The organism is Mesorhizobium sp. M0030 (genome assembly GCF_040323695.1).
In the GTDB taxonomy this organism is placed as follows: Bacteria; Pseudomonadota; Alphaproteobacteria; order Rhizobiales; family Rhizobiaceae; genus Mesorhizobium.
In genome coordinates this window covers 1-20,622 of sequence record NZ_JAMYVE010000024.1, presented here as the reverse complement: position 1 = coordinate 20,622, position 20,622 = coordinate 1, and the positions used below count along the sequence as shown (strand labels likewise).

General features: G+C 62.2%; 22 protein-coding genes. 13 read left to right on the top strand and 9 right to left on the bottom strand.

The window, feature by feature from the left end; genetic code table 11:
* Nucleotides 1-37 precede the first annotated feature (37 nt).
* A complete protein-coding gene (locus NKJ80_RS29860) occupies nt 38-1,831 on the bottom strand; it encodes a PAS domain S-box protein (protein ID WP_032996227.1) in 1,794 nt (597 codons plus the stop codon).
* 155 nt (nt 1,832-1,986) lie between these two features.
* On the opposite strand from NKJ80_RS29860, the gene NKJ80_RS29855 reads away from it, so the two are divergent.
* A complete protein-coding gene (locus tag NKJ80_RS29855) occupies nt 1,987-2,355 on the top strand; it encodes a response regulator (RefSeq protein WP_023671108.1) in 369 nt (122 codons plus the stop codon).
* A gap of 431 nt (nt 2,356-2,786) precedes the next feature.
* Here NKJ80_RS29855 and NKJ80_RS29850 read toward each other — a convergent pair whose 3' ends face one another.
* Both NKJ80_RS29850 and NKJ80_RS29845 read right to left on the bottom strand, forming a co-directional pair.
* Nucleotides 2,787-2,945 (bottom strand): hypothetical protein, encoded by a 159-nt coding sequence (locus NKJ80_RS29850; protein WP_023747090.1) that lies wholly within the window; start codon nt 2,943-2,945, stop codon nt 2,787-2,789.
* A 130-nt stretch (nt 2,946-3,075) separates the two neighbouring features.
* The gene (locus NKJ80_RS29845) at nt 3,076-5,076 is read right to left on the bottom strand and encodes an AI-2E family transporter (protein ID WP_352498865.1); all 2,001 of its coding nucleotides are present in this window, start codon (nt 5,074-5,076) and stop codon (nt 3,076-3,078) included.
* A gap of 185 nt (nt 5,077-5,261) precedes the next feature.
* Between NKJ80_RS29845 and NKJ80_RS29840 the strand changes: the two genes are divergently transcribed.
* On the top strand, nt 5,262-5,495 hold the full coding sequence (locus tag NKJ80_RS29840; protein WP_023686482.1) for a hypothetical protein: 234 nt from the start codon (nt 5,262-5,264) through the stop codon (nt 5,493-5,495).
* 238 nt (nt 5,496-5,733) lie between these two features.
* Complete coding sequence (locus NKJ80_RS29835; protein WP_352498864.1) at nt 5,734-6,774, top strand: aminopeptidase; 1,041 nt, start codon at nt 5,734-5,736, stop codon at nt 6,772-6,774.
* A gap of 29 nt (nt 6,775-6,803) precedes the next feature.
* Here NKJ80_RS29835 and NKJ80_RS29830 read toward each other — a convergent pair whose 3' ends face one another.
* A complete protein-coding gene (locus NKJ80_RS29830; RefSeq protein WP_023700960.1) occupies nt 6,804-8,009 on the bottom strand; it encodes an ROK family transcriptional regulator in 1,206 nt (401 codons plus the stop codon).
* A gap of 145 nt (nt 8,010-8,154) precedes the next feature.
* Here NKJ80_RS29830 and NKJ80_RS29825 point away from each other — a divergent pair, with 145 nt between their 5' ends.
* From NKJ80_RS29825 to NKJ80_RS29795, 7 genes are all read left to right on the top strand, one after another.
* The gene (locus NKJ80_RS29825; protein WP_023683165.1) at nt 8,155-9,420 is read left to right on the top strand and encodes an ABC transporter substrate-binding protein; all 1,266 of its coding nucleotides are present in this window, start codon (nt 8,155-8,157) and stop codon (nt 9,418-9,420) included.
* Between the two features lie 93 nt (nt 9,421-9,513).
* A complete protein-coding gene (locus tag NKJ80_RS29820) occupies nt 9,514-10,437 on the top strand; it encodes a carbohydrate ABC transporter permease (RefSeq protein ID WP_352498863.1) in 924 nt (307 codons plus the stop codon).
* Complete coding sequence (locus NKJ80_RS29815; protein WP_023671100.1) at nt 10,430-11,335, top strand: carbohydrate ABC transporter permease; 906 nt, start codon at nt 10,430-10,432, stop codon at nt 11,333-11,335. Before NKJ80_RS29820 ends, NKJ80_RS29815 begins: the two co-directional genes overlap by 8 nt.
* An 82-nt stretch (nt 11,336-11,417) precedes the next feature.
* On the top strand, nt 11,418-12,524 hold the full coding sequence (locus tag NKJ80_RS29810; RefSeq protein WP_023726515.1) for an ABC transporter ATP-binding protein: 1,107 nt from the start codon (nt 11,418-11,420) through the stop codon (nt 12,522-12,524).
* A 39-nt stretch (nt 12,525-12,563) separates the two neighbouring features.
* Entirely contained in the window at nt 12,564-13,331 is a 768-nt protein-coding gene (locus NKJ80_RS29805) for an SDR family NAD(P)-dependent oxidoreductase (RefSeq protein ID WP_023726514.1), read from the top strand.
* Nucleotides 13,328-14,353 (top strand): sugar phosphate isomerase/epimerase family protein, encoded by a 1,026-nt coding sequence (locus NKJ80_RS29800; RefSeq protein WP_352498862.1) that lies wholly within the window; start codon nt 13,328-13,330, stop codon nt 14,351-14,353. Before NKJ80_RS29805 ends, NKJ80_RS29800 begins: the two co-directional genes overlap by 4 nt.
* Nucleotides 14,350-15,162: an SDR family NAD(P)-dependent oxidoreductase gene (locus tag NKJ80_RS29795; RefSeq protein ID WP_352498861.1), complete on the top strand. Its 813-nt coding sequence runs from the start codon at nt 14,350-14,352 to the stop codon at nt 15,160-15,162. Before NKJ80_RS29800 ends, NKJ80_RS29795 begins: the two co-directional genes overlap by 4 nt.
* Before the next feature lie 408 nt (nt 15,163-15,570).
* Here the strand turns inward: NKJ80_RS29795 and NKJ80_RS29790 are convergent, their stop codons facing one another.
* From NKJ80_RS29790 to NKJ80_RS29770, 5 genes are all read right to left on the bottom strand, one after another.
* Complete coding sequence (locus tag NKJ80_RS29790) at nt 15,571-16,005, bottom strand: hypothetical protein (protein ID WP_023671095.1); 435 nt, start codon at nt 16,003-16,005, stop codon at nt 15,571-15,573.
* 693 nt (nt 16,006-16,698) lie between these two features.
* On the bottom strand, nt 16,699-17,247 hold the full coding sequence (locus NKJ80_RS29785; RefSeq protein WP_023698777.1) for a dihydrofolate reductase family protein: 549 nt from the start codon (nt 17,245-17,247) through the stop codon (nt 16,699-16,701).
* A gap of 186 nt (nt 17,248-17,433) precedes the next feature.
* Nucleotides 17,434-17,703 (bottom strand): PilZ domain-containing protein, encoded by a 270-nt coding sequence (locus tag NKJ80_RS29780; protein WP_023726509.1) that lies wholly within the window; start codon nt 17,701-17,703, stop codon nt 17,434-17,436.
* A 59-nt stretch (nt 17,704-17,762) separates the two neighbouring features.
* Nucleotides 17,763-17,972 carry a hypothetical protein gene (locus NKJ80_RS29775; protein WP_023671091.1) on the bottom strand — a complete coding sequence of 70 codons (210 nt, stop codon included), beginning with the start codon at nt 17,970-17,972 and terminating at the stop codon, nt 17,763-17,765.
* Between the two features lie 201 nt (nt 17,973-18,173).
* On the bottom strand, nt 18,174-18,560 hold the full coding sequence (locus NKJ80_RS29770) for a hypothetical protein (RefSeq protein ID WP_352463699.1): 387 nt from the start codon (nt 18,558-18,560) through the stop codon (nt 18,174-18,176).
* A gap of 130 nt (nt 18,561-18,690) precedes the next feature.
* Between NKJ80_RS29770 and NKJ80_RS29765 the strand changes: the two genes are divergently transcribed.
* The 3 genes from NKJ80_RS29765 (at nt 18,691) to NKJ80_RS29755 (ending at nt 20,528) form a co-directional block, all read left to right on the top strand.
* Nucleotides 18,691-18,879 carry a hypothetical protein gene (locus tag NKJ80_RS29765; RefSeq protein WP_023671089.1) on the top strand — a complete coding sequence of 63 codons (189 nt, stop codon included), beginning with the start codon at nt 18,691-18,693 and terminating at the stop codon, nt 18,877-18,879.
* Nucleotides 18,880-19,138: 259 nt separating this feature from the next.
* Nucleotides 19,139-19,891: a DUF4142 domain-containing protein gene (locus NKJ80_RS29760; protein WP_023814658.1), complete on the top strand. Its 753-nt coding sequence runs from the start codon at nt 19,139-19,141 to the stop codon at nt 19,889-19,891.
* A 31-nt stretch (nt 19,892-19,922) separates the two neighbouring features.
* Complete coding sequence (locus NKJ80_RS29755) at nt 19,923-20,528, top strand: general stress protein (RefSeq protein WP_023671087.1); 606 nt, start codon at nt 19,923-19,925, stop codon at nt 20,526-20,528.
* Nucleotides 20,529-20,622 lie beyond the last annotated feature (94 nt).

Sequence of the window (20,622 nt, the reverse complement as noted above, 5' to 3'; positions counted from 1 at the left end):
AATTGACGAATGCTCGTTGCAGGGCTGCTTCCTGCTTCTAAGCTTCTTGGACGACAGAAGCTGCCACGGAAACCGAAGGCGCTTCCAGGCTCCATGTTATGCCATGCGGACCGTGTTCGAGAATTCCCTGCCCACTAACCGCTGCGGGCGCGACCCGCTTCAGCACCACGGTTCCAAAGCCACCTTGTCCGACAGTCTGAACCTGCGGACCATCGCTTTCGACCCAGGTGAGGTGAAAGAGCCTCGAACCCCCGGAACCGGTGATGCCCCATGTGACCGAAATCCGGCCCTTGTCCCCTGAGAGCACGCCATATTTGGCCGAGTTGGTCGCCAGTTCGTGGAAGGCAATCCCGAGATACTGAACTGCGTTGGGACTGAGCACCAATGATGGGCCCGACATTTCGATCAAATCCCCCCGCGGGAAAGGCTCGACCTGGGCCGCCAAAAGGTCGCTGATCGTGGCACCCTTCCAATCCGCCGATACAAGCAGGTCGTGAGATCGTGACAACGCCATGATGCGCTCGCGCACCTGGGTTTCAAATTGTTTTGGCGTCTCCGATCGCTTGTTGGTCTCCCGGATCATTGACAGGATGACCGAATACTGGTTTTTCACCCGGTGGTTGACCTCGCGCATCAGCATGCGGATGCGATATTCATTCTCCTTCGTCGACGTGATGTCTCGCGCTATCTTCGATGCGCCGGTGATCTGCCCGGTTGCGTTACGCACGGGCGATATCGTCAGTGAAACCGGAACCAGGCTGCCATCCTTGCGCTGGCGGGTCGTTTCGAATGGTTCGACGCGCTCGCCGCGGCGAATGCGTTGGAGAATGCGGGGTTCCTCGTCCTGATGGTCTTCGGGGATCAGCATGGTCACCGACCGGCCAATCGCTTCGTCGGCGGTGTAGCCGAAAAGCCGTTCGGCGCCCTGGTTCCAGCTTTTTATGATGGTGTTGAGATCCTTGCTGACGATCGCGTCAAATGAGGATTCCACGATCGCTGAGAGGTGCTGCCTGGTTTCTTCGGCACGTTGGCGGTCCGTCAGGTCCAGCAGCATGTTGACGGCGCCGATCAGAGCGCCGTGCTCGTCCCGCAGCGGTGTCGGGTAGGGCAGGAACGGAAAAAACGATCCGTCGGGACGTTGCGCAACAGCTTGCTGATTGCGGACCGGCCTGTTCTCCTTGAGCGCAATGGCCATCGGGCATTCATCGTGCGGCAATTCCTTGCCGTCGGCAGTGAACAGCTTGAACGTCACGCACCATTTATCCTTGCCGATTTCAGGCTCCCTGCCTGCCAGATCGGCCGCGGCGCGGTTGTAGTAGGTGATCGTCCCATCCTGATCGGTCGTGTAGATGGCGACGGGTAGGCCGTCGAGTATCTGGTGATAGGTACTGTCATGCTGCCTGAGCTCCGAGCGGGTGTGCACCAAGTCGGTTACATCGACCGTGAAGCACCGGGTGTTGATCAGCTTGCCGTCCCGGAAATGTCCGCTTGAGGTGACTTCGACGTGCTTGATCGATCCATCGCTGGCCCTCAATCGCGCCGGATATCTTACGATCTTCTCGCCATTGGCAAGGCGACCCAAAATGTCCTCTATGACGTCCCGGTCGGGATAGAACTCGGCGATGTGGCAACCGAGGTAGTCCTCTGCGGGATAGCCGAGAAGGTCGAGCTCAGCCTGGTTGGCATGCACGATTACGCCGTCTGCGTTCACCAGATGGAGGGCAACGGCGCCGTTTTCGAAGAAATCCTTGTAATCGAAATCCAGACCGTCATTGCTGGACACCCCCGGGTTTTCGAAGGCGACAACATTCGCCTGTGTTGCTTCATGCATCCCAAACACCTTGTCCAGTCCAACCAAATATAATGCGGCTTGGATCAGTTGGTTCCCATTGCTCGCGGTCTCGACCCGCTGCGTACGGGAACCGGACCCTAAAAGGGTCGTAGCCTCGACTCGTCTTCCATCTACAAACGTGCGATCATCCGCGCATGGGCAAACCCTTGGTCCTTGTCGTCGACGACGAAGCCTTGATAGCACTGGATATGGAGTCCACTCTTTCGGAGGCGGGCTTTGCCGTGGCATTGGCGGCGACATGTTCCCAGGCGAAACGTTTTCTTGCGGACCATACCCCCGCCGCAGCGATCCTGGACGTCAGGCTGTCGGACGGCGAGGCTGTTGACGCGGCAAAAACCTTGGCAGGGCGGGCGGTTCCTTTCATCGTCTATTCCGGCTTGGGGCTCGAGGAAACCCCCGAAGCGTTCTCGTCTGGCGTAAGAGTGATGAAACCCGCCGGACCTGCAGAGGTGGTCCGGGCTCTCAAAGCGATGACCGCCGGGCAGCAGAAGGCGACGGGATAGCCGTGCTCTGAGCACCTTCGGTCTAAACTAGCCAGGCGCTGCCGGAGCAGCTGCCGTGCCTCACGGAGCAGCGAATTGCGGCCGGTGCCGATCAGGCGAACAAGGTCGCGCCCGTGATCCTCGGTGATGCCGGTCTCCCTGGCAATTGACAGCACCAGTGCTTCTTCCCTTCCACTTTCTTAGGGTCGTGCGTTGCCCGTGCTGATCATGCCTTCTCCATCGGCTCAACGCCAAGATCTGAGAGAGACTCATTCCTCGACGCACGGTCAACCTCGTTGTGCCGCGTTTGAACGACAGAGATAGCGGCTCAATTATTGCGTTGCGAGGATCGATCCTGGCACAGCCAAGTGGCCGGTCCGTTCTCACGATAATGCGCCCGGCGCAGGGACGGCGCCAGCACGGGCCAGATCGACCAGACAGATTGAGCAGTGCTATGCCTCTCCGAACTCGGTTTCGTTTCTTGACGTCGGGTGCCGCTCGTAGTCAACGGGCGGCGGCAGGAGCATGATTTCGGTCTCCTTGCGGCCGAACTCTCGGCCGATCTGGAACGCCGCGTAGATCGCGCCGAGGCGGATAAGGAATCTAAGCATGGGGGTTCTCCTTCGATGGTAGGAACCGCAAGGCCGCGAGATTGTTCCATGGCTTGCGAGTGGGGGACGATCTTGCCGTCTCACCAGAGATTCCAGCGCCGGCGCGGCAATCTGAGACATGGCGGTGCTGCTAGGCTGTTGCGGCCGTTGCCTGGGCCGGGATCCGTTTTCGAGGGGCCGGACGCCGTCGATCGCGGCGTTTCGAAACGACTTTGAGGGGAACGGCCGGCGCTGGAGAAAGTGCGCCAAGCACAGCGTTGACCATGCCGTGGGCTACGAAATCGGCGCTGATGTCGGCGGCCAAAGCTTGCCTTTCTTGCCCGACATCGCCCTGCTCCGCGTCTGACCAGAACACAATCCCAATTCTCAAACCTGCCTTGGCGCGCTTCAGTCTGCGGACCAGAAAGCGGGCATGCTTGAGCGAATCCCGGTTCAGGAAACCGACCACGACGGTGTCGATCGCCTCTAGTTCGAGACGACGAATACCTGCCGGCTCCATATCGACAAAACTGGCCTTCGCCACCGTAGCACCTTGCACCTCCAGCACCTGAGCGAGCATGGCGGCAGCGGCATCGTCGAGTTCGCCGCGACCGCCGGCACAAAGCACCGACATGTCCTTGCCGTCGGGCAGCTCGATCTCTTCCTCTTCGACGCCATCTGTTTCCCTGCTCGCGCTCCCTTCCGCGGTGGTTGTCGGCGCATCTTCCTCGCTTGCCTCTTCCTGTGCATCGTCGGCAAGATTTGCCACAAGAATTTGGGCGCTCGCCGCCACCTGCCTTCGCTGTTGATCGCCCATCACGCCACGCATGCGGTCCTGCTCGCCCAACAGGAGAGCAGGAATGGCGACCGTGTCGTAGAAATCGATCAGGTACTTCTCCTCGAGGATCTCCTCGGCATGGTCAGTGGCCTCGTCAGGATCGCCGGCCAGGAGCCGTTGATAGAGCCGGGCGTGAGATTCAAGGACGGGCTCGTTGCCAAAGAGGACGTCGAGAAATTCGAACTGCGGAACATGTCGCCCGAGGACGACGAGGCAAACTGTCAGCGGCGTCGAAAGGACCAGGCCGAGGGGCCCCCACAACCATGTCCAGAAAATTGCCGCAACGATGATTGCCAAAGGAGAAAGTCCCGTGCGCGAGCCATAGAGCCACGGTTCGATGACGTTGCCGGTTACCAATTCCATGACGACAAACAGTGCGGCGGTCCACAGCACCAGCGACCAGCCGGGCGCAACCGCCAAGGCCAGAAACAAGGGCAGCAGCATGCCGATAACAGGGCCGATATAGGGAACGAAGCGCAGCGCCAGTGCCAGCAACCCCCACAGCAGCGCGTTGGGAATGCCGAGCACCCAAAGGCCAATCGCGATTGGTATCGCGTAGACGATGTTGACCACCAATTGCATGATCAGATAGCGGCCAACCCGTTTGCCGGCATCCTGCAATGCCTGCGTTGTGCGATGGAGGTCGCCATAGCCGACGAGGCGGATAAACCGGTCGCGCAGATCCTCGCGCTCAAGCAACATGAAGATGACGACGATGATGATCAGGCCAGCTGATGCCAGCGGGCTGATCAACGGTCCGATGATGTTCTGCAATACCTCCAGAGGTCTCTCGCGGGCGACGATCTCGACGGGAACAGGCTCGCGCCGGGGCTTGTCGGCCGCAGGCGGCGCCACATCCTGCTTGTCGATCTCCTGACCGACGCGCTCGATCACCCCACTCAGCCTGGCAATTATGCCGCCACCAACGCCCGTCTCCTTGAGGGAACGCACCTTGGTCAGAATGTTTGTCTGGTAGACGGAAATGTTCTGAGCAAGCTCGCTTACCTGGGTCGCAACAATGAAGCTGAACAGGCCCAGGGCCGCGAATGCGCCAATCACGCTCAGAAGCACTGCGGGCAGCCGAGGCAAGCCGACACGCTTCAGTGCGGAGACCATCGGCACCAGCGCAAAGGTCAAAAGCAGCGCGATGGCAATGGGAAGGAACACCTCACGACCGAAATACAGCGCAGCTACTGTCGTGACGATGGTTGCCACGGTAGGCAGAGCTGTGCGCGGATGGGCATTGCCTGCCGCAAGAATCCGTCCTAGCCCTCGCTCGGACGATGAGATGTCGTTTCGACGATTGGCAGCCACGTGATTCCCCCCGTTTCCTAGCGATAGTTAGACCCATTCGCCTGCCGGGCAATGTTTAGCTGGGCCGAATACATACGTTTTGGGGTTTTGCGCCCTGGGCGCTGTGCTCTGACGGTTCGGTCGATATCGTCGGAGCCGCAAATCTGTGGTAAAGCCGCCGCCCAACCAACCAAAGGACGACATCTGTGAGCGAACCGACTGTGGCCGAAGCGACCGAAAGTATCTATGCCTCGCTGCGGGCGGACAATGCCGACATCGACGCCCATATCGCGACGCTCAAGGCTGCACTGACACGAGAGGGCGCAAAACAGGCGGTGTTCGATCCGGCAAAATTGGCCCAGAACAACCGCTCGGGCCGTAAGTTGATGCAGGCTTATTTTCGCCAGCGCGGTGTGAGCGTGAAGTTTTCGGACCAGTAGCGCGCGGCAGCTTGTGGGAACGGCGTCCCAACGGACGGTCCGTATCTCGCCCGCTCCGCCCTGCGGTGGGCTTTCGTCAATCCTAGGCGAATCGCCGCATTGCCCTGCCCAGGTCGGTGTCGCCCCCTGCCCCTGCAGCTCTTGACGGAAACCGGTGCCTCCTGTTTGAGGGTGACCAGGACGTTTGCTGCATGGGGAGATGGGCAAGGGTGGGCAAACAGTGAAGCGCGTTCTTCGGATGCTTGCCGCGGTCGTCATGGCGTCCGGGGTGACCGGCTGCACGAGTATTTCCTACTACGCGCAGTCGTTGCAGGGTCACGCGCAGATCATGGCCGCCCGCAAAAATATTACAAAACTCATCCGTGATCCTTCGACGCCTGAGGCATTGCGCGCCAAATTGACGTCGGCCAGCGCGATAAGACGGTTTGCGACGGATGAACTGGCATTGCCCGAGAACAGCAGCTACCGCAGCTATGTCGACATCCATCGCGACGCCGTGACCTGGGCCGTTTTTGCCGCGCCGCAATTCTCGCTGGCGCCACGAACATGGTGCTTTCCGGTCTTCGGCTGCGTTCCATACCGGGGTTATTTCTCCCGGAAATCCGCGGCTGAAAGCGCTGTCGAGCTTCAAAGACAGGGGCTGGACGTCTATGTCTCGGGCGTCACCGCCTATTCCACGCTTGGCTGGTCGAGTGACCCGCTGCTGAGCACCATGCTGCGTCAGGACGACACCTATCTCGCAAGCCTTGTTTTTCATGAACTGGCGCATCAGCGGCTTTATGTGGATGGCGATTCCGCATTCAACGAGGCATTCGCCGTTGCCGTCGAAACCAGCGGCGTCAGGAAATGGCTCCGCGCCGCCGGCGACCGGGCCGGATTGCGCCGCTACGAAGCCGATCGCAAGCGCAGCGCCGATTTTCTCGGGCTGGTGGCGAGGACGCGCGACGAGCTAAGGCAGGTCTATGGTAGTCCCCGCACCCCGGAAAAGATGGCGGCCGCCAAGGCAGCAACCATCGACCGGTTGCGGGCGCGCTACCGGCAGATGCGCGACAGGCACTGGGCGGGATACCGTGGATACGACGCCTGGTTCGATGCCCCGATCAACAACGCAAAGCTCGCCGCGACTGCCGTCTACGGTGAACAGGTTCCGGCCTTTCTTCGCTTGTTCGACCTGTGTTCGGGCGACTATCCAAGGTTTTACGCTTCTGTCCGGCGGATCGCGGATTTGCCCAAATCGTCCCGCGCCGAAGCGCTCAAGGCTGCGGGCACATGCAATTGACTTGAACAAGCACAGGCTGGTCCTGACGATCACCCCAGCGACAGTTCCTTCGTCTGGTGTCTCAAAACGAGGCCGACCGCGCCCAGCAAGGCATCGTTCTCGGTGTGCTTGCCAACGATGATGCGCGTGCGCAGGGCGGGAGCGACATCCCGGGACTTGATCAGCGTGTGGCGTTCATAGGACGCGATCAGCGGCGTCAACAGAATGTCCCCTGCCAAAGCCATGTGGCCGCCGATGATGATAAGCGGCGGATTGAGCACCGAGCCGATCAGGCCGAGACCCCGGCCGGCGATCTCGGCGGTATCCTCGATCATCCGCAACGCCCTGACGTCGCCCTGCTCGGCCATGGCGATGACATCGTCCATGGTGACTTGCCGCCCAACGACACGCGAAATCTGTTCCAGCGGCCGGGTAAAACTCGCGTAGAGCTCCAGGCAGCCGCGATTGCCGCATCGGCAAAGGTCGCCGCCGGGATCGATGCTGATGTGCCCGAATTCGCCGGCGCCGCCGGCGACGCCCGTCACCAGCCGGCCATGCTGGACAATGGCGCCGCCGACACCCAGATCGATCTTGAACAGCACGAAATCGTCCTGGCCGACGGCCGCACCCCACATCAGCTCGGCAATGGCCGCGCAGTTGCTCTCGTTGTCGGCGAAGATCGGCTGTTCCAGGACGGGTCCGAACACATCTCGTATATTGACGCCGGCCCATGTTGGAACCATGCTTGCGCGCAGCACCACTCCATCGCGGCTGACAGGGCCGGAGACGGAGACACCAACCCCCAGGAGCCCCGCCATCGGCAGACCATTTTCCCTGTAGGATTGGGCAATCGCCGATTTGACCGCCTGGGCCGCCTGTTGCGGCTGGTAGTCCAGCGCCATTGGAATATTTTGTTCGGCAATGACGGAATGCGAGACATCGGCGACGATGAGCCGTATCTGCTGAAGAGCCAGGTGAATGCCGACGCAGGTGCCCGCTGTCGGATTGAGCGTCACCGCCGCGGCTGGCCTGCCGATGCCTCTGATGCCGTCGCGGCTTGTCGGGGCTTCGATCACCATTCCAGACTTTTTCAAGCCGTTAAGCGCGGTTGACACCGTCGAGCGCGCCAGACCGGTGGCGCGTGCAATCTGCAACGCGGAAAGTGCGCCGCGCTCGCTCAGGCAGCGCACGATCATGCTCTCCGGCGACGCGGAGGGTCTGTCGATCAGCCAGGTTCTAAGCGAAGGTTTTGTCATGGCTCAACATAAACATCGTTGACTGATAGCTCCAATATGTCATCTTGGAAAGAACTCGAGATTGACGCATCTCGCTGGCGGCGGCTTCAAACCGCGGCCATAAGCGGTCGAGACGAACCGTGCAACACGATATGGGAGTGAAACGATGAAGTCCGTCATGACCGCGCTCGCGGCCGCTGCTGCGTGCACATTTTTCGCCGGCGCAGCCTTCGCCGAGCCCAAGACCAACCTTTTGCACCAATGGGCGACCGGATCGGACGCCCAGGCGATCGCCAAGCTCGGCGAGATGTTCACCGCCAAGGGCGGCAAATGGGAGCAGACCTCGATCGCCGGCCACACGGCCAACACGCTGGCCAAGCTGCGCGCCGACGTGATCGCCGGCAATGCCCCGCCTGCCGTGCAGCTCAAGGGCCCGGAAATCGCCGAGTGGAACGAGACCGGCATGACCGCCGATCTCGACGAGTTGGCGGCCTCGGAAGGGTGGGAGAAAGTGGTGGCGCCGGAGCTGCTTCCGGTGATGAAGCCGACCGGCAAATGGGTCGCCGCGCCCATGAACATCCACCGCATCAACTGGCTCTGGGCCTCGCCGAAGGTCATGCAGGCCGCCGGCGTGGCGGAAATGCCGAAGACCTGGGCCGAGTTCAATGCGGCCTGCGACAAGATCGTCGCCACAGGCAAGATCTGCATCTCGCATTCGACCGCCGACTGGACGGATTCGACGGTGTTCGAGGTCGTGCTCTACGGCCAGGACATCGATCTCTACCGCAAGGCCTTCGTCGAAGGCGATGTCGAATCCATGCGCAGCCCGGGGATGGTCAAGGCCTTCACGCAGATGCGCCTGATGACGAGCAAGTACATGGATCCGGGCATGGTCGGCCGCGACTGGGATTCGATGTCGGCGCTCGTCGGCAAGGGCGACGCGGCGTTCCACATCATGGGCGACTGGACGATCGGCCTTTTGACCGCCGCCGGCTTCAAGGAAGGCACCGACTATGTCTGCGCCCAGGCGCCGACCGATTGGGGCAAACCCGGCTTCATCCTCAACTCGGACTCGGTCGTGTTCTTCAAGCAGAAGGACCAGGATTACATCGACGGCCAGAAGCTGCTGGCCAGCCTGATCCTGTCGCCCGACTTCCAGACGGTCTTCAACCAGGCCAAGGGCTCGATCCCCGCACGCCTGGATATCGATCTGTCGAAGGGCTTCAATCCGTGCCAGCAGCTCTCGCAGAAGGATCTGCAGGCTTCGATCAAGGAGGGCACGCTGGTCCGCTCGATGGCGCACAACATGACCATCCCGCAGAAGATGCGCGGCGCGATCATGGACTCCATTACCGAGTTCGTGGCGACGCCGGACATGTCGCCCGAGGATGGCGCCAATGCGATGGCCGACGCGGCGGAAGCACAGAAATAGACGGGAATGGCCGGGCGCCATCCGCACCCGGCCGTCCGCCATCCCGGTCCCGCGCTCCGCCAGTCCTGTGCTCTGCCAATCTCCGTGCTCTGAATGTCAAATCACGACCTGATCCTGTCGGTACCGGCGCCCGCCCGCCCCTGGCGCTCCGCGATGCCCTTGCTGGTGCTCGGCCCCTCTCTCGTGGCGAGCTTCGTCTACGTCTTCGTGTTCACCGGCTGGACGCTCTATATCTCGCTGTCCAACTCCTCGCTGCTGCCGACCTACGGCTTCGTCGGCCTGGACAACTACGCGTCGCTGTGGGCGAACCGGCGCTGGAACATCGCCTACAACAACCTGTTTTTCTTCAGCGCTTTCTACATCGTCGGCTCGATGGCGGTGGGACTGCTGCTGGCGATCCTGATCGACCAGCGCGTGCGCGGCGAAGCGGCCTGGCGCACGATCTTCCTCTATCCGCTGGCCGTCTCCTTCATCGTCACCGGCACGGTCTGGAGCTGGCTCTACAATCCGACCGACGGCATCCAGGCCATGGTGCGCGGTTTCGGCTGGGCGAGCTTCAGTTTCGCACTCGCCAGCGACCGGCACTATGCGATCTACGCGGTGATCATCACCGGTGTCTGGCAGGCCTCGGGCTTTGCCATGGCGCTGTTCCTGGCCGGCCTGCGCTCGGTGGATCAGGACCTCGTCAAGGCCGCGCAGATCGACGGCGCATCGACGTTCCGCATCTATCGCAAGGTGCTTCTGCCAACCATTGCGCCGATCTTCCTGGCGGTCGCCGTCATCCAGATCCAGTTCGCCATCAAGACCTTCGACCTCGTGGCGGCCCTGACCAAAGGCGGCCCGGGGATCTCGACCACCTTCCCCGCCATCTACGTCTATGACCTGATGTTCCAACGCGGCCAGATCGGCGAAGGTGCGGCCGCCGCCATCATGATGCTTGCCGCTGTTGCCGTGGTGCTGGTGCCCTATTCATTCTGGGTGGTCTGGCGCCGGCGCAAGGAAGCCGGCCATGGCTGACGTCTCCCTGGACCAGTCGCTCGACCGTCGCGCTGCCGCAGTCGCGTCGCGCCGGCATTTTCTCACCCGCTTCGCCATCTATGGGCTGCTGGTCGTCTTCGCGGCGATCTACCTGGTCCCGTTGCTGGTGGTGGTGCTGAATTCATTCCGCGACCAGCAGGAGATCGCGCGCAACGGGTTGATCTCGCTGCCGCGCAGCTTCCGCCTCGATGCCTGGGGCCAGGCCTGGAGCACCTATTGCATCGGCGGCACCTGCGAGGGCATGCAGCGCAACTTCTACAACTCCCTGAAGATGACGATCCCGGCCACGATCATCTCGACGGCGGTCGGCGCGATGAACGGTTACATCCTGTCGAAATGGCGCTTCAGAGGTTCGGAAGCTTTGTTCACCTGCATGCTGCTCGGCGTCTTCATTCCGGGCCAGATTTCGTTGATGCCGTGGGCGTTCATCCTCGGCAATCTCGGCCTCAGCAATTCGGTCTACGGGCTCGTCCTCATCCACGTTATCCAGGGCATTTCGTTCACCACTTTGTTTTGCCGCAACTACTACGTCAGCATCCCCGACGACCTGATCAAGGCGGCGCGCATCGACGGCGCCGGCTTCTGGCGCATCTTCCGCAAGATCATTCTGCCGCTCTCCTCGCCGATCCTGATCGTCACGGTGATCTGGCAGTTCACCGGCATCTGGAACGAATATCTGTTCGGCGTCGTCTTCACCTCCGGGCAGCAACAGCCGATCACGGCAGCGCTCGTCGCGCTGACGGCAAGCGGCACCAATGTGCGCGCCTACGATGTCATGAGCGCCGCCGTGCTGATCGGCGCGCTGCCGCCGCTGCTGATCTATCTCTTCGGCGGCAAGTATTTCGTTCGTGGCCTGACCCAAGGGGCGATCAAGTGAGGCGCCGTCAAGTGAGGCGCGATCCAGTGAGCGGAGCCTGTCTCCTGTCGCCGATCGTCCCGTCCGCCAAGAAGGGCATCGCATGTCGACATTGACCATCCGATCGCTGCGCAAGAACTTCGGCGCGGTCGAGGTGCTGAAGGGCATCGATCTCGAAGCGCGGAACGGCGAGTTCATCGCGCTGGTCGGACCGTCCGGCTGCGGCAAGTCCACTCTGCTGGCGATGATCGCCGGGCTCGAATCTGTTACCTCCGGCGAGATCCGCATCGACGGAAGGCTGGTCAATTCGGTGCCGCCGAAGGACCGCGACATCGCCATGGTGTTCCAGTCCTACGCGCTCTACCCGACGATGACGGTGCGCGAGAACATCACCTTCGGCATGGAAAGCCGCCGCGTCCCGAAACCGCAGCAGGACGAGGCCGTCAAGCGGGTTGCCGCCTTCCTGCAGATCGAACCGCTGCTAGGGCGCAAGCCCGGACAGCTTTCGGGCGGCCAGCGCCAGCGCGTCGCCATGGGCCGGGCGCTGGTGCGCGATCCCAAACTGTTCCTGTTCGACGAGCCGCTTTCCAATCTCGATGCCAAGCTGCGCGTCGACATGCGCACCGAAATCAAGAAGCTGCATCACCGCGTCGGCAAGACCACCGTCTACGTCACCCACGACCAGGTCGAGGCGATGACGCTGGCGTCGCGCATCGCCGTGATGCATCAGGGCGAGGTCCAGCAATTCGACGATCCCGCCACGATCTACAACCGTCCGGCCAACATGTTCGTCGCCGGCTTCATGGGGTCGCCGGCGATGAATTTTTTGGCCGCCGAACTGAGCCAGGAAGGCGGTCGCCGCACTGTTGTCCTGCAGACCGCCGACGGCAAGACGGCCAGCCTGCCGATCGTCCAGGCGCTCCCATCCGACACGCCGCGACAGCTTGTGCTCGGCATCCGTCCCGAGCACATCTACCGCTTCGATCCCGATCTTGCGCGCCGCAAGCCGGGCATCGCGCAGATCGATGCCGTGGTCGAGTTGGTCGAGCCGACAGGCGCGGAGACCATGGCCGTCCTGCGCCTGGGCGGCAAGGAGATCACCGGTCGTTTCGACCCCGACGGCACGCCGCTTATGGGTGAGACGGTGACGCTCGGCATCGACATGGCGCGTGCGTGCCTGTTCGACCCGACGACCAAACGCTTGATCTGACCCGATCTGACCAAAGCTTGATTTGAAAAGAGTTCCGCCTTGTCCTTCGCCACCTATCCGAGCCTGTCCGAGCGCGTCGTGCTGATCACCGGCGGTGCGTCGGGCATCGGCGCCGACACGGTCCGCGCCTTCGCCGCCAATGGCGCACGAGTGGCGTTTCTTGATCTGCAGCAGGAGGCCGGCGAGGCGCTCGCGCGGGAACTCGCCGCCGCGGCAGCGCACGCGCCCCTGTTCCTGCGCTGCGATGTGACCGATATCCCCGCCCTCCAGGCCGCGATCGGCACGGTGCGCGACCGCCTAGGGCCTGTCGCGGTGCTGGTCAACAACGCCGCCGATGACAATCGCCAGCCGGTCGCCGACGTGACCCAGGCGACATGGGACCATGCCCAGGATGTGAACCTCAGGCACCACTTCTTTGCCGCCCAGGGCGTGCATCCGCACATGAAGGAAGTGGGCTTTGGTTCGATCGTCAATTTTTCCTCGATCGCCTGGCGTTTCGGCGCGTCAGAGATGGCCCCCTATGCGGCGGCCAAGGCTGCGGTGGTCGGGCTGACCTTCGCGCTGGCGCGGGCGTTTGGCCCCGACAACATCCGCGTCAACGCCATCGAGCCGGGCGCCGTCATCACCGACCGGCAGCGGGAGCTTTGGTACAAGACCGAAGGTTCGGTCGACCAGGTCGTGCAGCGCCAGGTGATCCGCAAGATTCTGCTCGGCGAGGAGATCGCGCGCACGGTGCTGTTCCTCGCCGCCGACGACAGCCGCATGATCACCAAGCAGTCGATCACCGTGGATGCCGGCCTGCGATGACCACACCTGACTCAAAGGATCGCTTCATGCTCGAGGTCGGCCTGAACCCCTACGGCCTGACCTATCATCTCGGCCTCCAGGGCCGCGGCACGCCACGCGCCAATCCTAGACCTGCGGGGCTCGAAGGTTTCATCGCGCTCGCGACCGATCTCGGCGCGCGCGTGCTGGAGATCTGGGTGCCATGGCTGACCGAGCTTTCCGACGACGCGGTGATCGCGCTGCGCGAACGGCTCGCCGGCCTTCGCATCGCGCCGGTCGTCAGCGGCGGCCTGCTGGTGGGCGAACCGCTCGACGATGCCTTTCGGGCCGCGCGCCTGCTCAAGGCCAAAATCATCCGCACGGCGCTGACGCCCATTCTCTGCGGCGACCGCAACGCCGCCGGCGAAAAATGGAGCGAGTACGTCGGCATCATTCGAGAGCGATTGGTGGAATGGGGTCCCCGCGCGAATGCCGAAGGGTATGTCCTTGCGATCGAAAACCACCAGGACTTCACCAGCCGGGAACTCGTCGAATTCTGCGCGCTAGGTGGTGACAGTGTGGGCGTCACCTTCGACACCGGCAACACGTTCCCGGTCGGCGAAGCGCCGCTCGATTTTACGAAGGTGATCGCCCCCTATGTCCGCCATGTCCACCTCAAGGATTATCGCGTGCAGTTCACGACCGAAGGTTACCGGCTGATCCGCTGCGCCATCGGCGACGGTGCGGTGCCGTTTGCCGAGCTGTTCGCCATTCTTGGCCAACACCACGATCGCATGACCGCCGTTCTCGAACCGGGCGCATTGGAGGCGCGGCATGTCCGCTATCTCAGCGACGACTGGTGGCGCGGCTACCCCGCGAAGACGGCGCGCGAATTTGCCGCCTGTCTGGCGGCCGCGCAGCGCAACCGGCTGCCCGACGATGCCGACTACCGCACGCCTTGGGAGCGCGAGGACGACGTCTCACTGGTTTCCTATGAGCTCGACATGATCCGGCGCAGCGCCGCCAACATGCGCAAATTTGGTTTGATGGAGAAAATCCGATGACGGCACGTGAACTCGATGGATTGACCGCCTTCGTAACCGGCTCCGGCCGAGGCCTCGGCCGCGTGATGGCCGAGCGCCTGGCCGAACTCGGCGCCAATGTCGCGATCCACGACATGGACGAGGAAGCGCCGGCCAAATATGGCGAGTTCGCCAATCTGAGCGAAGTGGTCGAGCGCCTGAAGCGGCATGGGACGAAGGTCACGTCGGTGACCGGCAACATTGGCGACCAGAAGGCGGTGGCCGAGATGAAGCGCAGGATCGAGGCCGATCTCGGCGACGTCCATGTGCTGGTCAATTGCGCTGGCGGAGACATCGGCGCCAAGGGCGGCAAGCCGAACCCGAACAACGCCCTCGACATCGAACTGGACGACATCCGCGTGCTCACCGAGAACAATCTGATCGGCACGATGCTGGTCTGCCAGGCCTTCGTGCCGCCGATGAAGCAGCGCGGCAGCGGCTCCGTCATCAACATCGCCTCCGCGGCGGCACATCTCGGCTGCTCACCCGAGGTCGTTTACTCCACCTTGAAGGCCGCGGTCGTGCATTACACGCGCTGTCTCGCCAAGGAACTGATCGACGACGGCGTGCGCATCAATGCGGTCAGCCCAGGCGCCACGAAGACGGCTCGCTTCCAGGCGACCCGCGTGGTCGATCCCGAGCGCATGGACTCGAGCAGGAAATCGCTGAACCGCTATGCCGAGCCCGAAGAGATCGCCGAGGCGGTGGCGTTTCTGGCTGGCCCGCGGGCGCGGTTTATCAATGGGCAGGTGCTCCGCGTCGATGGCGGGTTTACGATCTTTCCGGGGTGATGGGGCGCGCCTCGAATTTCAATTTCGGGGCCGAAAGCGGAAGGTCCGTTGTCGGGATTCCTGGGTCAAATTGCCCCCTCACGCCTCGAGCTTTTCGCAGCGTCAAAACGGCTGTGGAGGGATTGGCAGGCTATACCGCTGACGAAGCGCACATGTGACCCACCGAGGATAAGTAACCCCGCTTGGTCACGCGGGCGCTGCCGACCGGTTGGTCGAAACTGGCGCTGGTACTCGCTATTCACGAAATTGCCGATCACCCTGACGAGGTCCACTAAGCAATGGTGAACGTCATTTCTGAAGTCGCAAGCAACTCGGCCGCCCTACTCCATTGAGGTCAGCCATGCCTTCGCGGAGCCGACGCAATCTCTGCTGGAGCCTGCATGCTTCTTCAGGCGCAAGCGCTGTGTCTCAGTGCGGCATGAATCCTTTTCTCAGCCAAGCCAATATCTTGCTCCCATTGAGAACCCTGCGGACACGCCCGGCGGCCCAGCCAGCCTGCATGGTGGCGCCGGTGTGGCAACTGCAGACGATCTCATGCAACTGCCAATCGGAGAGTTCGAAGAAGCGTCTGGCTTCCCCGTAGGTATCCGATTGCATGCCCGATGCACGCAGCAGTGGATCGTCAAAAGCGACACTGATCGCCGATCCGACCGCGCGCGCTTCTCCGCGGACAGAGGGATGCAGATGCTCAGTCCCGGTGAGAGCCACAAGGGAGCGCGTCGGATTTCGATAGAGCAGTTCCGCCCACCGCTCTATCCGTTGCGTCCTTGTAGCCAGCAGAGCCGGCGATAGTGGACTGATGTCCGCGACTGACTGGAGTTGATCGAGTGTCTGGTGCTTCATGACTGCCTCCTGTTGGTCGTTCCAATCCCAAGGCCTTTGCTGCAGGATTGGCTCACACGCTAAGCCGCCTCGTAAAGGAGCGGCGGCCGATCAGGTGTTGCCACCAATCGCCCACAGGCACCACGCGGCGGCATCTGCAGCGACCCCAACTGCATTCCTTCGCCAATGTTCCAGCGGGATGAAAAAAACTGTGCGGCCGGCCGACCCGACGGACCCGGCTGGCGCACGCAGGATCCTGAACTGCTGGACGATGATGACGCAGGCCTGGAAAGGCGGCTAGGTTGGACCTTGCTTTTCAGGCTTGACCATGATGTTTCACTACCCGCTCGGTCATCGCGGGAAGGCCAGGAGCAGAGCCGCTGGCAACGGTGAGTTGCGGACGAGGGCGGGCGGTGGAGGACGACGCCCTTGGGCCGCCAGGTCACTGAAGGACCAACCGAAGCGGCGCTTCGGGCGTAAAAGCGATGTCCTTGTAGGTCTGCAATGTCTGCTTATGGAGTAACGGCGGCAAGGCCTCTTTGACCGGCATGGGGCGCATTGCTGACCGGCAGATTTTCGGCCGACAGCAGACCCTCTGCTGCTTGGGTACCCAGCACGCAAGCTGACATGTGAGACCTCGGTGCGAAGGCCGGGACCAGGCCCACTGCGAACGTACGTGTTGGTTCGCATGTTGGCGCTGAAGCGCCTTATCGTTCAGCCTCGCGGCACATAGATCATATGAACCGTATCGTCATCGATCAATGTGCTCGACACCAGTTGCAGCGGAGGCCTTGCCTCGTGGAAGAAAGGCTTGCCCTTGCCGAGCACGAACGGCCTCACGTGCAGGTGATATTCCTCGATCAGGCCCAGCCCGGTCATAAGACCGGCCAGTTCCGGACCGGAAACGCTCAGGATACCCTCCGTGCGGGCCGCGATCTCGCGAATCTGCGTTTCAATATCGCCGGAGATGAGGGTGGCGTTGGGGCCGACCCGTGAAAGTGTGCGCGAAACGACCCATTTGGGCAGCTTGCGCCAGAGTGTCGCGAACTGGCGAAGCGAAGCATCCCATTCCGCGCGATCATCGTCCCAATAGCGCATGACCTCGTACATCCGGCGGCCATACACAGCGCCGGCATGGTTGCGAATCGTCTCGATCCAGTACTCGAAGTGCTTCTGGCTTGGTGCGCCCATGACCAGATTTCCGGCAAGGTCATCGACATAGCCATCGATGGAAACGTTCATTCCCAAGATAAGTTTGGCCATAAGCAGCGCCTTCACATAGTCGGTTCACGGATTAACCGCTTGTAATTTGCAAGCAGTGAGACGCTATAGCAACTGATTGCAAATCGCAAGCAGCATGGAAAGAAGCGTTCGTGCCGCAAACGCGCCCTGCCTTGTCCCATCAACCCTGGACTTGAACAGCTGGGTGATCCGTCCGGCTACCGCCATCTACGCCTGCCTTCCCGAATCAAGCTGCACCCCAAGTCGCTCGTTCCGTCTCCACCGCACCACGGCGCGATAGCTGGTATGATCGACTGGCACGTGAAGCACGAAACGGTCGGGGATTGCGATATCGGCCTTGACCCGTAGCTCCGCGCCGTGGGCGTGCTGGTTGCAAACCAGACAATTGATACTGGCGTCGCCAACGCGGATTGTCGCTTCCTTCAGAACAAGATCACGGATATGCGACCGTCGCTCTATCGGTGGGTCAGCCGGCATTGCCTTATCCCTCTGATTTGACGACCTGAAACTCTTCTGAACCCGGGATGGAAAGCGCACTACCGGCCCAGCGGTTGCCTCGAAAGACTGACGAGCTCGGCTTCGTCGACCACGCCGGCCATATAGTTCGCGATAATCCGGGATGCGATGGCGTCGCGTGCTTCGGGCGACTGACCGTCGCGCTTAAGCTGCTCGAATACACGGCCCAACAGCTCGAGTTCGGATGGCTGCAAAACGCCGGCCTCGGTGGCTTTGCGTCGAATGGGCATTTGTGATCCTCCACTACGGTCAACAACATACGACCGCGGCAGGGAAACTCAACTCACCTGTCGAGGGCGCCGCGCGGGCGGCGCCGACCACAAATCCCGTTTACCCGAGCGGGGAGTTTTTCACTCAAAGCCACAGTGATCTGGCGTCCATACAAAGCCCGCCAGCAAAGCCGGCGGGCGCAATATTCATAAGATACGCCGCTAGAACCAGCTTCGGTCGCGTTCCTGGCTTTGCCCGAGCAGCATGCCGATCAACAACCCGGCAATGCCGCCAAGCACGAAAGCGCTGCTGATGGTGCCGGGATTTTGCTGGACGGCTTCGGACACCGTCTGCGCCTGCGATCTCAGCTGCTGCGTTGCCCGTGCCGCGCGCTCGGTCGCGCTGCCATACCAGCCGCCGGCTTCGCCGACGGCATCTTCTGCACGGTCGGCAAGCGTCCGGTTGATCTTGCTGATCTCGCGCTTCAGCGATGCAACCTGCTTCTCCAGGGCCTCCTGGGCCTCTCGGGCGGACATCTTCGGGGTGTCCTTCGGGGTGTCCTTCGGGGTTTCCTTCGCGGTATCCTTCGGGGTGTCGTTGTCGGCCATGGCTGTTCCTCTCGTTGAGGCAGGGGGAACGGCCAACGGACAAGGATGGTTCCGCCGCCTGCGCTCACAGTCATTCACCCGGCCGGCCGCCAACTTTGGGAACACTCTCCCGATCCAACGGTTGTGGCTGATGGAGGGCACGCATTTGTCGAATCGATCGAGCCATGCTGAAACGCTGCGGACGGTCTCCGACCTGCTCCACCGCGCCCGCCGTGTCATTCGCGACGGCGGCCATGCGGCGGCGATGTTCGAAATAGACACGCTGCTGCAGGTCGCACAAACAGAGGTTGCGCGCCGCCTCGAACGCAACGATCGCTGAACCTCGATAGGTCACCGCGGGCGGTGTTCACTTGCCGGCGGCGAAGGGCCTCGTTTCCCTTTTTGATCGACTTGCAAGGCGCCCATCGAGCGGGTCGCCGTCCTCAGCGTCGGCATGGCAAAGGCGCAAAAAGCCGCTGACGAGGGGCCATCATCGCGGCATCGACCCTCCCGGCTATAACGCTTGGGCGGCGGAACAAAGCTTGGCCGCACTGGTTAGGCTCACAGCACAATGTGTGCCCCAACGAGGATTTCTGTCCATGAAAACACGTGTTCTTCTAGCTTCGCTGGCCACCGCCACAGCCATGGTCTTCGCCCTGCCCGCCTTCGCCGCCGACAGTGCTCAGGACTTTGTCGACAAGGCTGCCATCGGCGGCCTGTTCGAAGTGGACTCCAGCAAGATCGCAGAAGGCAAGGCCCAGGATCAAGGCGTCAAGGATTTCGCCAAGAAGATGATCGACGATCACGGGGCCGCCAACGCCAAGCTTGCGACCATCGCCGGCGAACAGAAGCTGAAAGTGCCGACGGAGCTGGATGCCAAGCACAAGGCCGATCTGGAGGCTCTGCAGAATGCCAACGATGCCGTCGACAAGCCCTATGTCCAGATGCAGCGCGATGCGCATTCGGAGGCGGTCACGCTGTTCGAGAGCTATGCCAAGGACGGCGACAACGCGCAGTTGAAGACCTTCGCCTCCGAGACCTTGCCGACGCTCAAAATGCATCAGGAAATGGTCGAGAAGATCGCTTCCACCGACAATGCATCGTCGACCACCAGCTCCACCACCCCGGCCGTGCGCACGACCGACACCACCAATCCGGCCGCCCCGGTCCCGGGTGCCAACAGCTTCACCGAGGATCAGGCGAAGAGCCGCATTCAGGATGCCGGCTTCTCCGGCGTGTCCAAGCTGACCAAAGACGACCAGGGCATCTGGCGCGGTCAGGCCACCAAGGATGGCAAGACCACGACCGTGGCGCTCGATTATCAGGGCAACGTCGTTGCCGGCGCCAACTGAACCTCTGAACCAGATCGAGGAGATCAAGACCATGAAAACCGTAACCGGACTTTTCGACAACTACGATGATGCCTCCGATGCCGTCGGCGAACTGGAGGCAATCGGCGTGCCGCAGGCCGACATCAGCATCGTCGCCAACAATTCGGACGACTGGTACGACGATGGCGACACCTCCAACGCCGCCGAGGATGCAGCCGGCGGCGCCGGTCTCGGAGCCGTCATTGGCGGCGCCGGCGGGCTTCTGACAGGGCTCGGCATCATGGCCATTCCGGGCGTCGGTCCGGTCGTGGCCGCAGGATGGCTGGCCGCCACCGCGGTCGGCGCCGTTGGCGGCGCGGTCGTCGGTGGCGCTGCCGGCGGCATCGTCGGGGCGCTGACCGAGTCAGGCGTCCCCGAAAGGGATGCGCATGTCTATGCGGAGGGCGTTCGCCGCGGTGGCACGATGGTGACCGCCAGGGTCAGCGACGAACTCGCCGACGAGGCAGAGCGTATTCTTGGCGAATCCAACTCGGTCGATCTGCAAGACCGCCGACGCGCCTACGAAGCCGGTGGCTGGACCGGCTTCGATGCCAATGCCGACCCCTACACCGACATCGAGGCCGAGCGCGACAAAACGCGCAACGCCAGCCCACTCTGATCATCGAGCCCCCGCCCCGGGGCCGCGGCCGGGGCCGGGGGGGGGGGGGGCGCGCGGCCGCCCCGCACATAGGGGCGGAAAGGGGCGGGGGGTG

Bases quoted from the DNA above. Each gene is read 5' to 3' on its own strand.
- NKJ80_RS29815 (WP_023671100.1), top strand. From the start codon at position 10,430: ATGGCTGACGTCTCCCTGGACCAGTCGCTCGACCGTCGCGCTGCCGCA.
- NKJ80_RS29795 (WP_352498861.1), top strand. From the start codon at position 14,350: ATGACGGCACGTGAACTCGATGGATTGACCGCCTTCGTAACCGGCTCC.
- NKJ80_RS29800 (WP_352498862.1), top strand. From the start codon at position 13,328: ATGACCACACCTGACTCAAAGGATCGCTTCATGCTCGAGGTCGGCCTG.
- NKJ80_RS29780 (WP_023726509.1), bottom strand. From the start codon at position 17,703: ATGCCGGCTGACCCACCGATAGAGCGACGGTCGCATATCCGTGATCTT.
- NKJ80_RS29820 (WP_352498863.1), top strand. From the start codon at position 9,514: ATGTCAAATCACGACCTGATCCTGTCGGTACCGGCGCCCGCCCGCCCC.
- NKJ80_RS29790 (WP_023671095.1), bottom strand. From the start codon at position 16,005: ATGAAGCACCAGACACTCGATCAACTCCAGTCAGTCGCGGACATCAGT.
- NKJ80_RS29810 (WP_023726515.1), top strand. From the start codon at position 11,418: ATGTCGACATTGACCATCCGATCGCTGCGCAAGAACTTCGGCGCGGTC.
- NKJ80_RS29855 (WP_023671108.1), top strand. From the start codon at position 1,987: ATGGGCAAACCCTTGGTCCTTGTCGTCGACGACGAAGCCTTGATAGCA.
- NKJ80_RS29850 (WP_023747090.1), bottom strand. From the start codon at position 2,945: ATGCTTAGATTCCTTATCCGCCTCGGCGCGATCTACGCGGCGTTCCAG.
- NKJ80_RS29775 (WP_023671091.1), bottom strand. From the start codon at position 17,972: ATGCCCATTCGACGCAAAGCCACCGAGGCCGGCGTTTTGCAGCCATCC.
- NKJ80_RS29760 (WP_023814658.1), top strand. From the start codon at position 19,139: ATGAAAACACGTGTTCTTCTAGCTTCGCTGGCCACCGCCACAGCCATG.
- NKJ80_RS29785 (WP_023698777.1), bottom strand. From the start codon at position 17,247: ATGGCCAAACTTATCTTGGGAATGAACGTTTCCATCGATGGCTATGTC.
- NKJ80_RS29830 (WP_023700960.1), bottom strand. From the start codon at position 8,009: ATGACAAAACCTTCGCTTAGAACCTGGCTGATCGACAGACCCTCCGCG.
- NKJ80_RS29835 (WP_352498864.1), top strand. From the start codon at position 5,734: ATGCTTGCCGCGGTCGTCATGGCGTCCGGGGTGACCGGCTGCACGAGT.
- NKJ80_RS29825 (WP_023683165.1), top strand. From the start codon at position 8,155: ATGAAGTCCGTCATGACCGCGCTCGCGGCCGCTGCTGCGTGCACATTT.
- NKJ80_RS29770 (WP_352463699.1), bottom strand. From the start codon at position 18,560: ATGGCCGACAACGACACCCCGAAGGATACCGCGAAGGAAACCCCGAAG.
- NKJ80_RS29860 (WP_032996227.1), bottom strand. From the start codon at position 1,831: ATGCATGAAGCAACACAGGCGAATGTTGTCGCCTTCGAAAACCCGGGG.
- NKJ80_RS29765 (WP_023671089.1), top strand. From the start codon at position 18,691: ATGGAGGGCACGCATTTGTCGAATCGATCGAGCCATGCTGAAACGCTG.
- NKJ80_RS29755 (WP_023671087.1), top strand. From the start codon at position 19,923: ATGAAAACCGTAACCGGACTTTTCGACAACTACGATGATGCCTCCGAT.